This is a genomic window from Acrocarpospora pleiomorpha, from assembly GCF_009687885.1.
Taxonomy (GTDB): domain Bacteria; phylum Actinomycetota; class Actinomycetes; order Streptosporangiales; family Streptosporangiaceae; genus Acrocarpospora; species Acrocarpospora pleiomorpha.
In genome coordinates, this window is sequence record NZ_BLAF01000034.1 from 88,533 (window position 1) to 100,767 (window position 12,235).

Annotated in this window: 11 protein-coding genes; 9 read left to right on the forward strand and 2 right to left on the reverse strand. The window is 67.8% G+C overall.

The window, feature by feature from the left end:
- Positions 1 to 49: 49 nt before the first annotated feature.
- Positions 50 to 1,273 carry an amidohydrolase family protein gene (locus Aple_RS28240; protein ID WP_218038538.1) on the reverse strand — a complete coding sequence of 408 codons (1,224 nt, stop codon included), beginning with the start codon at positions 1,271 to 1,273 and terminating at the stop codon, positions 50 to 52.
- 324 nt (positions 1,274 to 1,597) lie between these two features.
- Between Aple_RS28240 and Aple_RS28245 the strand changes: the two genes are divergently transcribed.
- Complete coding sequence (locus tag Aple_RS28245) at positions 1,598 to 2,338, forward strand: hypothetical protein (protein ID WP_155347753.1); 741 nt, start codon at positions 1,598 to 1,600, stop codon at positions 2,336 to 2,338.
- Positions 2,339 to 2,349: 11 nt separating this feature from the next.
- Here the strand turns inward: Aple_RS28245 and Aple_RS28250 are convergent, their stop codons facing one another.
- A complete protein-coding gene (locus Aple_RS28250) occupies positions 2,350 to 3,036 on the reverse strand; it encodes a GntR family transcriptional regulator (protein WP_155347754.1) in 687 nt (228 codons plus the stop codon).
- 168 nt (positions 3,037 to 3,204) lie between these two features.
- Between Aple_RS28250 and Aple_RS28255 the strand changes: the two genes are divergently transcribed.
- The 8 genes from Aple_RS28255 (at position 3,205) to Aple_RS28290 (ending at position 12,226) form a co-directional block, all read left to right on the forward strand.
- Positions 3,205 to 4,059, forward strand: a complete 855-nt coding sequence (locus Aple_RS28255; protein ID WP_155347755.1) for a fumarylacetoacetate hydrolase family protein — start codon at positions 3,205 to 3,207, stop codon at positions 4,057 to 4,059.
- Positions 4,060 to 4,081: 22 nt separating this feature from the next.
- Entirely contained in the window at positions 4,082 to 5,023 is a 942-nt protein-coding gene (locus Aple_RS28260) for a VOC family protein (protein WP_155347756.1), read from the forward strand.
- A complete protein-coding gene (locus tag Aple_RS28265) occupies positions 5,020 to 7,020 on the forward strand; it encodes an acetoacetate--CoA ligase (protein ID WP_155347757.1) in 2,001 nt (666 codons plus the stop codon). Before Aple_RS28260 ends, Aple_RS28265 begins: the two co-directional genes overlap by 4 nt.
- 79 nt (positions 7,021 to 7,099) lie before the next feature.
- Positions 7,100 to 8,176, forward strand: coding sequence for an ABC transporter substrate-binding protein (locus Aple_RS28270; RefSeq protein WP_155347758.1), 1,077 nt, complete (start codon positions 7,100 to 7,102; stop codon positions 8,174 to 8,176).
- Positions 8,173 to 9,051 (forward strand): ABC transporter ATP-binding protein, encoded by an 879-nt coding sequence (locus Aple_RS28275; RefSeq protein ID WP_155347759.1) that lies wholly within the window; start codon positions 8,173 to 8,175, stop codon positions 9,049 to 9,051. The genes Aple_RS28270 and Aple_RS28275 overlap by 4 nt, the downstream gene beginning before the upstream one ends.
- A complete protein-coding gene (locus Aple_RS28280) occupies positions 9,051 to 9,935 on the forward strand; it encodes an ABC transporter permease (protein WP_155347760.1) in 885 nt (294 codons plus the stop codon). The genes Aple_RS28275 and Aple_RS28280 overlap by 1 nt, the downstream gene beginning before the upstream one ends.
- Before the next feature lie 37 nt (positions 9,936 to 9,972).
- Positions 9,973 to 10,959 (forward strand): VOC family protein, encoded by a 987-nt coding sequence (locus Aple_RS28285; RefSeq protein ID WP_155347761.1) that lies wholly within the window; start codon positions 9,973 to 9,975, stop codon positions 10,957 to 10,959.
- A gap of 34 nt (positions 10,960 to 10,993) precedes the next feature.
- A complete protein-coding gene (locus Aple_RS28290) occupies positions 10,994 to 12,226 on the forward strand; it encodes an MFS transporter (RefSeq protein WP_170321698.1) in 1,233 nt (410 codons plus the stop codon).
- Positions 12,227 to 12,235: the final 9 nt, after the last annotated feature.

Sequence of the window (12,235 nt, forward strand, 5' to 3'; positions counted from 1 at the left end):
ACATACACAGTGCGCCGGAAATATCCGGTGCGCATGAGTAACCCCGTACTCACTCGAAAGACGTGTGCGACCATGTGGTCGCGACCACCCGGCCGGAGACGATCACGTGGCTGGGTGGGGTGTGCGCGGTCAGGGCCTGCCGTACGGTGCGGCCGTTCAGGATGACCAGGTCGGCGTCGTGGCCCGGCTCGATCCGGGGGACCGGAGCGCCCAGGACCTGGGCCGCCGTGACGGTGATCATGTCGTAGAGGTCGTTCAGCCGGGCGTCGGTGCGGGCGTCCAGCAGGTGGGCGGCCAGGAAGGCGACCTCCAGCAGGTTGTGCCGGCCGAACGGGTAGTAGGCGTCCTCGATGTCGTCCTGGCCGAGCGCGACGGGGACGCCTGCCTCTCGCAGCGTGAAGACCGGCAGGTGGAGGGGCCCGGTGTGCGGATCGCTGACGAAGCCCAGGCCCGCCGCCCGGCACAGGCCGATCAGCCGCCGCAGGGAGGGCTCCGGGTAGAGCGCCATCGCGCGGGCGTGCTGGGCGCTGCCCTGGCCGATCATGCCGCGTGCCAGCAGCGCGCTCGCCAGCATCTCGGTGGTCCGCAGCGACGCGTCCCCCGCGTCGTCCACCAGCATGGCGACCCTGCGCCGATACCGGTGCGCGAGCTCGACCATGCGGCGCACGTGCTCCCGCGCGTCGTCGTCGGTCCACTCGATCCACGGAATCCCGCCGACCACGTCCGCGCCGAGCCGGACGGCCTCCTCGACGAGATCCTCCGTCCCCGGCGAGCGCACCACGCCGTCCTGCGGGAACGCCACCACCCGCACGTCGACGCGGTCGCGGAACTCGGCCTTCAGGTCGAGCAGGGCCCGCACCCCGGTCAGCTCCGCCACGGGGTCCACGTCGGCGAAGGCCTGCACGCGCCGCACGCCGTGCCGTACCGACTCCATCAGCGTGGCCCTGGCCCGGCCGGTGACCGCCTCCACCGACTGGCCCGCCTTGACGGCCGCGGCCTGCTCGATCGCGCCCATCGCCGCGCCCATCGAGCCGCCGGTGTACGCCTCCAGCGCCGACGGTCCCGCCAGGTCGAGTGTGTGCACTTTGCACAGATGCAGGTGCCCGTCGGCGAACGGCTCGGTGACCAGGTTTCCGCCGGCGTCGATGATTGTCCCCGCTGCCGGGGCGTCCCGGCCCTCCGGCTGTACGGCCGCCAGCCTGCCCTCCTTGGCGGCGATCATCCAACGGCCGGGGCGCCCGCGCAGGACGGCGTCACGTATGAGCAGATCCACGGCTCCGACGCTACGACCTGCCCGTGGGACACAGCAGAGCGAGAGTTGCCAACGGTACCCCTGGGAACAGCAATCCCTTCACGAATGAACCATTCAATAACTCATCAGAACCCTTATTGAATGATTCAGGCCAATTCCATTCAGGGGGTTTCTGTCGTGGTTGAAATATACATTTATCCGTCATTGGGCATATGGGTATCGTGCCAGGTCAACAGTGGTTTCCGAATGGAATTCGAGTCGGGAAAGTTTTCCCTCCCGCGCGGGCGATCGACGCCAACTTATGGTTTTCGCGGGCATTGACAGCGATTGACACGGAGGCCGACGATGCCATCTCGCGTCCCCCACGCAACCGCGTGGACGGTGTTCGACCCAGCGGACCACCCCTCTCCGCGGACAGATCAGCCCGAGCCTTCTCTCCAGGCGGCCGAGCCGGGGACCTCCGGCTCGGCGGACCGCCCGGTCACCGGAGATTCGGCGATCTTTGAAGGCGGGCTGCGCGCGATCCTCAGTCCCCGATTCGTGATCGCGGTCGTGCGTGACTTCTACTCCCGCCGGATGGCCTGGGCCGCCCTCCTCATCTCGGCCCTCTTCCTCGCGTACGGCGGCGGCGCGGTGATGTTCTGGTACCACGCCATCTACCTGGGCGAAGGCGGCCCCGCCATCAGCCACTGGCAACACTGGCTCCTCGACTCCTCGGCCGGCTTCATCGGCCTCCTCCCCGCCATCGCCCTCATCCTCCCCCTCGCGGGCTGGCTCTCCGCCCACGCCAAGGACGACCAACTCCGCCAGACCCTCTATGTCATCGCGGGCGGCGCCGCCTTCGCCCTGGTCACCGCCCCCGGCCCGTTCCTGCACGACGCCCTCGTCGGCCGCGGCACCTGGGTCGCCACCCAGGTCACCACCTGGTGGGGCGACGGCCGCGCCCCCCTGCCCCCGGCCGAACCGGTCGGCGTCGTGGCCGAAGTCGCCCGCCAGGTAGCCCTCGGCCTCCCGCTCTACATCCTCGTCATGGCCATCGCTTTGATCGTGGTCCGCGCCGTCGTACGGGCCAGGCACACCACCTGACGCTCGGTGAGTCAGGGCGAGGAGAGTTCGGCGGTGCGGCCAGAGATCAGCAACTCGGTCGTGTGCCGGATGTGAGCTTCGGTCAGTTCCACGGCGCGGTCCGCGTCCCGGCCGATCGCCGCCGACATGATCTCGCGGTGCTCGCCGGCCACATCGCGGTGCGTGCGGTTGTGCTCGGGCCGCGACCAGCACCGATACACCTCGGAGATCGAGCGAAGCCGAACCGCCATCTCGATGAGGTACGCGTTCTTGCAGCCCGAAAGGATGGAGGCGTGGAACGCCTCGTGGGCGGTCAGCCATTCCTCGGTGATCCCTGTGCTGAACAGAGAGTCGCCGATGCGGGCCAGCGCGTGGTGTTTGGCGACCACGTCGGCTTCCCACGCGATGTCGCCGGCGGCGATCGCCTGTCGCGTGACCAGCGTCTCGATGGCGACGCGGGCATCGGTGAGCTGCACGAGGCGCTCGATCGAGACGTCGACGACCCGGAATCCGAACTGCGCCTCTGACTCGGCCAGGCCCTGCTCGACGAGTCGCGTCAGCACCTCGCGCAGCACGCCCGCGCTGACCGAATACCGCTCGCCGAGGTCGGCGAATCCGAGCCTGGAGCCTGGAGCCAGACGGCCGTTGAGGATGTCGACTCGGATCTGGCCGAGGATCACATCTGAGCGGGTGGGGCTTGAGGATCGGGCACGCGCCATGACGACATCTTAACGAAGTTCCGAAGGTTGTGCGCACTTCACCCCCGGCAGAGCCAAAACGACAAATGTTCGAAATAATCTTGACACCTCGAATATCAGGTGGTTGTGTGAGCGCTGCCACAGTCTCGGTCGTCGCAGGTGACGACCTCGTTCCAGAAGGGCAAACGAGTGCGCATAGCAACGCGGTCTGGAAGGACGGTTCTCGTCTCAGCCGACAGCGCGTCGATCGTCGACGTCGCCCGGGCCAGCGGAGACCGCTTCGGGCCTGAGCCGCGCGGCGTATACGACGCGTGGGATGAGTTCGTCGACTGGGCGACCGGCTCGTCGATCGACTTCGCCGCCGACGGTGTGCCGGTCGTGCTCGAGGAGCTCGGTCCTCCCTCACCCGATCCACGGCAGGTCTTCGCGATCGGGCTCAACTACCGTGACCACGCCGATGAGGCGGGCTTGGAGCATCCTGACTCGCCCCCGGCGTTCACCAAGTGGGTTGGCAGCTTCGCCGGACCTGTGGGCCGGCTCGAGCTGCCCGCGGCGACGGTCGACTGGGAGGCTGAGCTCGTTGTGGTGATCGGGCGCCGGGCCGAGCGGGTGACGGCGGCCGACGCGTGGTCGTACGTGGCGGGCCTGACCGTCGGGCAGGACTACTCCGAGCGCGCGCTTCAACTGTCGGGGCCGGCCCCGCAGTTCTCGCTCGGCAAGTCCTTCCCGGGATTCGCCCCCCAGGGCCCCTGGCTGGTGACTCCGGACGAGGTCGCCGATCCGGACAACTTGACGATCGAGTGCCGGATCAATGGCGAGACCATGCAGAAGAGCTCGACCAACCGCCTGATCTTTCCTGTTCCGACTCTGGTAGAGCGCTTGTCGTCGGTCGTGCCGTTGATGCCAGGCGACGTCATCTTCACCGGCACGCCGGCCGGTGTCGGCGGTGCCCGCACACCCGCCGTCTTCCTCCAGGCCGGCGACGTGGTGGAGACGACCATCGACGGCATCGGCAGCCTGCGCCAAACGTGCGTCGCCCGCTAGCTCCCGACACAAAGGATCTCTCATGCCGCTGCACCGGCTCACTAGGATCACGATGGGCGTGCCGGACGTCCGGAGCACCGCCGCGTACTACGGGGACTTCGGCCTGACGCGGGTCACCGCGGCCGGCGGCACGCCGGACGTCGAACGGTTCAGCACCGTCGACGGCGGCGAGCAACTGGCCATCACCTATGCTCCCAGCCGCAGGTTGCTCGACCTCGGGGTAGGAGTCGACGACTCGGACGACCTCGACCGCGTGGCACGGGCGATGGAGCGGTTGGAGGTCGAGACCGTGCGCTCCGCGACAGCGGTGGAGGCATTCGACCCCGGTACCCACGTACGGGTGCGGGTGGAGATCGCCCAACGTGTCGAGTCCAGTCCGACCCCCGCGCCGGCCTACAACGCGCCGGGCGTGATCGTCCGCGAGAACGCGCGCGCCGATGCCGTCACACGCGGGACCCGAGTCAGGCCGCGCAAGCTGGGGCACGTCGTTCTCGGGTCGATCGACCAGGAGGCCACGCAGCGATTCTTCACCGAGGGCGTCGGCTTCAAAGTAAGCGACACCGTCAAGGACCTCGCCGCTTTCCTGCGTTGCTCGACCGACCACCACAACCTCCTGGTGCAGCGTGCGCCCGTCAACTTCCTGCACCACACGTCATGGCAGGTCGACGATGTCGACGAGGTCGGACGTGGCGCCGCGGAGATGCTCGAGGCGGACCCGCAGCGACACGTGTGGGGACTCGGCCGGCACGCCATCGGCTCGAACTTCTTCTGGTACCTCAAGGACCCGGCCGGGAACTTCTCCGAGTACTACGCCGACATCGACTGCATCGTCGACGACGCCCTGTGGACGCCGGGCGTGTGGGAGGGCGCCCGGTCGCTGTATCAGTGGGGTCCGCCGCCACCGCCGTCGTTCCTCGCGCCCGAGGACCTTGCTGGTCTCATGACCGGATCGCACTCGTCATGACGGACCGACCAGGGGCCTCAGGGCCCGACGCTCCGATCGGAGTCGACTCCGCCATGGGCCGGTTCGCCGCTCGCGTCGCGAGCCGGCACGGCGTGGACGTGTCGGACTACGGACTGCTGCACGCCTGGTCGGTCGCACATCCCGGGACGTTCTGGGGCGAGGTGTGGGACTTCTTCGAGGTGATCTCGTCCCGGCCCTACGACACCGTCCTGGAGGAGCCCCGCATGCCCGGGGCACGCTGGTTCACCGGCGCACGCCTGAACTATGTCGACCAGGTGCTGCGGCACGTCGGCCGCCTTGACACGCCGGCCGTAGTAGTGGTCGCCGAAGACGGCACGCGCCGCGAGGTCCGCTGGGACGAGCTCGGTGAACGTGTCGCCGCCTTCGCCGCGACGCTGCGGGAGGCGGGTGTCGAGCCCGGCGACCGTGTGGCCGGCTATCTGCCGAACGCCGACGAGGCGATCGTCGCCTTCCTCGGGACGGCCGCGGTCGGGGCGGTGTGGGCGTGCTGCGCACCTGACTACGGGGCATCGGCCGCGAGCGACCGGCTCGCGCAGCTCGAGCCCACCGTGCTGGTCGGCGCGACCGCATACTCGTTCGGCGGCGTGCTCCGCGACCGCCGAGACGTCATTGCCGAGCTGGTCCACCGGCTCAACCCCCGCCTCGTCGTGACGGTCCCGCGCGGCGGCCTGGATGTCGAGCCCGCGCACCAGCCTGCCGGTACACGGTTCGTCACCTGGTCCGACGCCGTGGCGACGGCCGGCATCGACACCTTTCGCACCGAGCAGGTAGCGCCCGACCATCCGTTGTGGGTGTTGTTCACGTCAGGCACGACGGGCATCCCCAAGGGCATTGTGCACGGCCACGCCGGTGTCGTCGTCACGCACTTGGTGATGCTCGGCCTGCAGCAGGACCTGTCCGCGGGCAGCACCCTGTTCTGGTACACGACGACCAATTGGATGCTGTGGAACGTCGTCGTCTCGGCCCTCCTCGCCGGTGTCACGACCGTCGCGTACGAGGGAAGTCCGCTCTTCCCGACGGCGGACCGGCTCTGGGAGATCGCCGAGCAGGAGCGTGCCACTCAGCTGGGCACGAGTCCGGGACTGCTGCGGGCAGCCGTCGCCGCCGGCTTGCGGCCCGGCGACGACCACGACCTCGCACACCTCACCCAGATCATGGTGACCGGTGCCCCCGTGGCCGAGTCGCTTTACGACTGGGCCGCCGACGCCGTGTCGCCGGACGTCCCGTTGATCTCGACCAGCGGCGGCACCGACGTGGTCAGCTCGTTCGTGGGCGGTGCGCCGGGTCTGCCGGTCCACCGCGGCGAGATTCCGGGTCCGTTCCTCGGCGTCGCGGTAGAGGCGTTCGACGACGACGGTCGTCCCGTGCGCGACACGGTCGGCGAGCTCGTCGTCACCGTCCCCATGCCGTCCATGCCGCTGGGCTTCTGGCGCGACGTGACCGGAGAGCGCTACCGCGAGGCGTACTTCGCGACTTTCCCCGGCGTATGGCGTCACGGCGACTGGGTGACGCACACCGGCCGTGGCACGTTCGTCGTCCACGGTCGTTCGGACTCCACGCTCAACCGCAACGGGGTGCGGATCGGGTCGGCCGATCTCTACCAGGTGGTCGAAGGCGCGGCCGGCGTCGCGGAGGCGCTCGTGCTGGGTGTCGAACGCCCGGACGGGAGTTACCGGATGCCGATGTTCCTCGTGCCGCAGGACGGCCGTGCCCTCGACAACGAGGCCATCGAGCTGATCAGGCACAAGCTGCGTACCGAGGGCTCGCCGCGCCACGTTCCAGATGAATTCCACGTGGTGCCCGCCGTTCCGCACACCAAGACCGGCAAGAAGCTGGAGGTGCCGCTCAAGCGAATCCTCCAGGGCGCCGACCCCGGTGAGGTGCTGAGCGCCGGCGCCATTGATCGCCCGGAGCTCGTCTCGTTCTATGTCGATCTCGCCCGTCGGTGGGCCGACGAGGAGTCGAGCGCTTCTTAGGGATGCACAGTCGGGGGACGAAAAACGATCCAAAGAGATTGAGCACGATGTCCCATAGGGACAGCAAGGAGCTGAAGACATGGTTCAGCGAGAAATGAGCGCCGCGCCGGCGGCCACTGGGACGAGGAGCAAGGGCGTGACCGCTCGGCTCGCCGCGCTGGCCGTCATCTCGGTCCTGGCGGCGAGCTGTGGAGCAGGCGATGGCGCCGACCGCGCGGCTTCATCGGAGGGTGGGTCCCTGGTGGTCGGTGTGCGGAACGCGACCGTCCCCCAAGCATCCCTGTACTGGGCCGCGGCGAAAGGCTACTTCAAAGACGCGGGACTCAACCTCTCCATCAAGGTCGGTGAAGCGGCCCACAGCGCTCAGCTCGTCGCCGGCCAGGTGGACCTGTCCATGGGCGCGCAAGGTGCGTGGTTCGGCGTCATCAACTCCGGCAAGCGCGTCACCGCCATCTATGGTACGGATTCGGGCATCTCCGGATGGGTCGTGACATCGAGCGACTCGGTCAAGACGCCCACCGACTGCAAGTCGGTCACCACAGCGGGTCCTGGCACTGTGCTGTACGCGTGGACCAGACAGCTGGAGAAGGTCTACGACGTCGAATGGAAGCTCACGCAACTCACCACGGTCCCGGCCATCGCGGCGAACGTCGTGGGCGGGCGCACGGACTGCGCAACCGGAAACGTGTCCTTCTACCAGAGCGGCATCGACAGCGGCAAGCTGCGCGTCATCCTCGACCCCACTGATAAATCCAGTCTTCCGCCCGGGTGGCCCGCCCTTGGCGTGGAGGACGTCTTCGGTGGAATTCCGGAGCGGCTGAAGGAGAAGAAGCCGGCCGTGGAGCGTTTCCTGAAGGCGTACGACACGGCGCTGTCCGACTACTTGGCGGCTGACTCGAAGGAAATCGCTCGAACGCTGATCTCCTACGACCCCGAGTGGGCAGCGGTGGGCTCGGAGGACGTGCTGGCCGAGGCCGTGGAGAAGTTCAAGCCGCTTCTCAGCCCGGACAAGGGCTACATCTCCGAGGACGTCTGGTCCAGAACCCTGGCCTTCTACCAGACGGGCGGCTTGGACTTCCTTGCCAGCGATCCGAGCAGGTTCGGCTACGCCAGCGCGGTCGACATGTCGTACTACAAAGCGGCGATTGGAGAATGATGACGCATCTGTCGGAGCTCTCGACTCGCCCGCAGCCGGACAGTGAAACCGTCGGCGCCTCTATCGAGTTTCGCAACGTGGGGTACCGCTACCCGAGTGGACTGCACGCGATCGACGGTCTCGACCTCAGCATCGCCGGTGGGCAGAGTATCGGCATCGTCGGTCCGAGTGGGTGCGGGAAGAGCACGGTGCTGAGCCTCATCGCGGGTCTTCGAGAAGCGCAGGTCGGCGACGTTCTCGTCCGCCCGGATCAATCGGGCCGGCATCTCCTCAGCATGGTCTTCCAGAAGGACACCGTGCTGCCGTGGCTGACCGTGGAACAGAACGTCAGGTTGCACTACAGCTTCAAGAAGGGGTCAGGCGAGCGCCGCCGAGGGCTGTCGCGACGAGCGATCGATCAACGGATCCGCGAGCTCATCGCGATGGTGCATCTGGAGGGGTTCGAGAAGGCCTACCCGTACCAGCTCTCCGGCGGGATGCGCAGGCGGGTGGCAGTCCTCACCAGCGTCGCCGCGTTTCCGCAGATCCTGCTGCTCGACGAGCCCTTCTCGGCGATCGATGAGCCGAGCCGGGTGGCCATCCATCAGGACGTGTTCGACATCGTCAGGGAGCTGGGCATCACCACCGTCCTGGTGACGCACGACCTCGCCGAGGCCGCGAGCATGTGTGACCAGGTGTACATCATGGGACCCCGGCCCACCTCCGTTTTCAGCAAGCACGAGATTCCCTTCGGACCGGAGCGCGACATGATGACGCTCCGCGAGAGGGCCGACTTTCTTGAGCTCTACAGCCGGCTCTGGCGGGATCTCCACCTTCAGATCGACGCGTCACACGAGAGCGAGTCGACTCGGGACGACGCCGAGGGGAGCCACTGATGGCGGCCAACACGTTCTCCGAGGCGAGCCCCAAGGAATTCCCGGTCGCGAACCAGAGCGCCACGGGCACCGGACGCATCCGAATGAACAGCCGGTCACGAGTGGTCGTAACCGCGACACAGGCACTGGTCGCGGTCGTCGTCCTACTCGCGTGGGAGTTCGTTCCCCGGATCGGCAGCCTGTCGCAGTGGAAGCTCCTCGATCCGTACTTCATCAGTTCGCCGTCTCGCGTCGGCGCGACCTTGGTGAACCTGCTGTTGGGGCGCGAGGGCGTACCCGCGGTCTGGGGGTACCTAGGGCCGACCTTTCTCGCCTCGATCATCGGCCTCGTGATCGCGATGATCGTCGGAGGCCTGATGGGCCTGCTGCTGGGCAGCTTCGAGTTCGCGGGGGCGGTGTTCCGCCCGTTCGTGGTCGCTCTGAACGCGGTGCCGCGGATCGCGTTGATCCCCATCGTGGTCGTGCTCTTCGGCAGCGGACTCCAGAGCTCCGTCGTGATCGCCTTCATGGTGGTCTTCTTCGTGGCGCTGTTCAACGCCTATGAGGGCGCCAGAACGGTCGAGGCGCATGTGCGGCACAATGTCCGCCTGCTCGGTGCCTCCGGGTGGGATCTCATGTGGCGAGTTCGATTCCCCTACTCGCTGGCCTGGACGCTCTCGAGCCTTCCCGTCGCCGTCAGTTTCGCGATCGTCTCAGTGGTCACCGGCGAGATCCTCACCGGCGTGTCGGGGATGGGTCTGCTGATCACAGCCGCCACGAACGCGGCCGACACCAGCATGACGTTTGCCGTGATCATCGTCCTGTCGGTCTGTGCCTTGCTGATGCTCTGGATCGCGGACGCGTTCAAGCGCCGGGTGCTGCATTGGTGGATCCAGTCGGAGTGACGGCGCGCGGAGAGTCTTCGATCCAGGGAGTTCCGAAGTGGCCAATCTCGCTCAGGTCGCGTTGTGCACCGCTGATCTGCCTCGTACTATCCGGACGTTCGTGGACGTGCTCGGCTTCCTCAATGCGGGCGGGCGACCGCGCTGGGGCGAGTACGCCTCGCGCGTCCACGAGCTCCCGACCGGAGACGACACATACGTCATGATGTGGTGGCTCGTCGGGCGGCAGGAGTTCGTGCAAATCGAGCTGTTCCACCACACGAGCCCCGCCCAACGACCGAGGCGTCCGGGCTGGCGACCATCCGATCTCGGCTGGGTCCGGTTCGGAGTCACGGTTCCTGACTTCGACCTCACGATGCGGCGGTTGCACGGTGCGGGTCTTACCACGATGACCAGTCCGGTGGACGTCGACGGACGTCGTCGCGTGTGCGTTCGAGAGCCTGGCGCGGACGCCATCGTCGAGATTATGGAGGAGGTCGGGTCCCACGCTCCCGCGCCCGCGCTCGCGTATGTGGCGGCCTCCGTATCCGATCTTGAGAGTGCGCGCCGATACTTCGGCGAGGTCTTCGGCTTCCCCGAGATCCAGGCGGACGCCATCCACAAACCCGAGCACGAGGCCATGTGGGGGCTCGACGGCGCGCGACGGGCATGTGCCGTCTTCCGCGCCGGCGACGTGCTGCTCGAGGTGATGCACTATGAGACGCCACGACCGAAGGCGCCACCGGCGGATGCGCTGCTCAGTGACCAGGGCATCATGAATGTCGCTATCGGGCACCGGGATCGCGCCGAGATGCTCGATGCTCTCGCGGCTGCTGAGTCCCTCGGCGCTTCCGCCACCACTGACCCGCCGCCTGTGGCGGGTGCGACCTACCTGCGGATCTCCGACCGGCTCTCCGTCGAGTTGCTCCTCGTGCCTCCGGATCTCGACGGGGCGTACGGCTTCAGTCCACAGGAACTGGCGCCCCCAGGAAGTGCTTTCTTCCCCGAGGTGGCCGCCGGCTTGATGGCCCGCCGAGACCGTGAGTAGGAAACGGTCGCGGCCGGTAGCTCCTGTCGTCCTCGTGGCGGTCTTCCTCACACCCCTGAGCGTGGCCGGCACCGCGATCGCACTACCGGCGATCGCTCGGGACCTCGGCTCCGATCAGCTCGGTCTCCAATGGGCGGTGAACGGGTTCAACTTCGCGTTCGCGGTCTTCACGATCGCCGCGGGAGTGTTCGCCGACCGGTTCGGATACCGGCTCACCTTCGTGATCGGCCTGGTGGTCGTTCTCGCGTCGTCGACCGTCAGCGGGTTCGCGCCGACGTTGACGGTCCTCGACGCCGGCCGCTTCCTCGGCGGGATCGGATCTGCGGCGATCATCGCCGGCGGATCGGCCGCGATGTCGCACGCCTACCCCAGCGGCCCAGCCCGGGCGCGGACATTCGCGCTGTTCGGCACGACCGTGGGGATCGGACTGGCCCTCGGCCCCAGCATCATGGGAGGTCTTGTGGCGGGCGTCGGATGGCGTGGCGTCTACGCGGTCCTCGGCTTGGCGGCACTGGTCGTCCTTGCCGTGAGTCCGGCCCTTCCGCGCGCCCACCCGCAGCGCGAGCCGCATCAGACGGCCATGGACTTCGCGCTGCTGCGCAATCGCCGATTCCTGGCCTTCTGCTTGGTTCCGCTGGCGCCGGCGGTGGGCTACGTCTCCATTCTCACCTACTTGCCGGTGGCGACGGCAGCGATGTTCGGTATGACCGCGGCGGACGCGGGGACTTTCATGCTCCCGATGACCATCCCGGTGCTCGTCGGTCCCATGCTCGCCGCCCACCTGGTGCGTCGCGTGCGGTGGATCCGCCCCGAGACGATTATCTACGCCTCGCTCGCAGCCCTGATCATCGGAGACCTCGGCATGCTGCTGCTGTCCCCAGGTGTCGCGCTCGCCTGGCTGATCATGCCACTGGCTCTCGTCGGCTTCGGCTACGGGTTTCCCATGGGGCTGATCGACGGTGAAGCGATCTCCTCCGTTCCCGTCCGCAGCAGTGGCACCGCCGTCGGCGTGCTCAACTTCCTGCGCACGGGCTCGGCGGCCATCGCCGTCGGCGGGTACGGGATGGTGATGGCCGCGCTCATCGGCTACTCGCTCCCCTCGGCCACGGCTGCCCGGGTCGCCGCGGGCGGGGCCGGGCACGCTGACGTCTACGCCGCGGCGTTCCGCACGACCCTGATCGCGATGGCCCTCGTCGTGGCCGTGCTCGGTCTCATCATCGTCTGGCTCCATCGCACGGCGGACGCCGGCTTCTACGAAGCGGAGTAGGGCCCCGCG

Excerpts from the sequence above, each read along its gene's own strand:
- Aple_RS28275 (WP_155347759.1), top strand. The coding sequence starts at position 8,173 with ATGATGACGCATCTGTCGGAGCTCTCGACTCGCCCGCAGCCGGACAGT.
- Aple_RS28265 (WP_155347757.1), top strand. The coding sequence starts at position 5,020 with ATGACGGACCGACCAGGGGCCTCAGGGCCCGACGCTCCGATCGGAGTC.
- Aple_RS28280 (WP_155347760.1), top strand. The coding sequence starts at position 9,051 with ATGGCGGCCAACACGTTCTCCGAGGCGAGCCCCAAGGAATTCCCGGTC.
- Aple_RS28260 (WP_155347756.1), top strand. The coding sequence starts at position 4,082 with ATGCCGCTGCACCGGCTCACTAGGATCACGATGGGCGTGCCGGACGTC.
- Aple_RS28250 (WP_155347754.1), bottom strand. The coding sequence starts at position 3,036 with ATGGCGCGTGCCCGATCCTCAAGCCCCACCCGCTCAGATGTGATCCTC.
- Aple_RS28245 (WP_155347753.1), top strand. The coding sequence starts at position 1,598 with ATGCCATCTCGCGTCCCCCACGCAACCGCGTGGACGGTGTTCGACCCA.
- Aple_RS28270 (WP_155347758.1), top strand. The coding sequence starts at position 7,100 with ATGGTTCAGCGAGAAATGAGCGCCGCGCCGGCGGCCACTGGGACGAGG.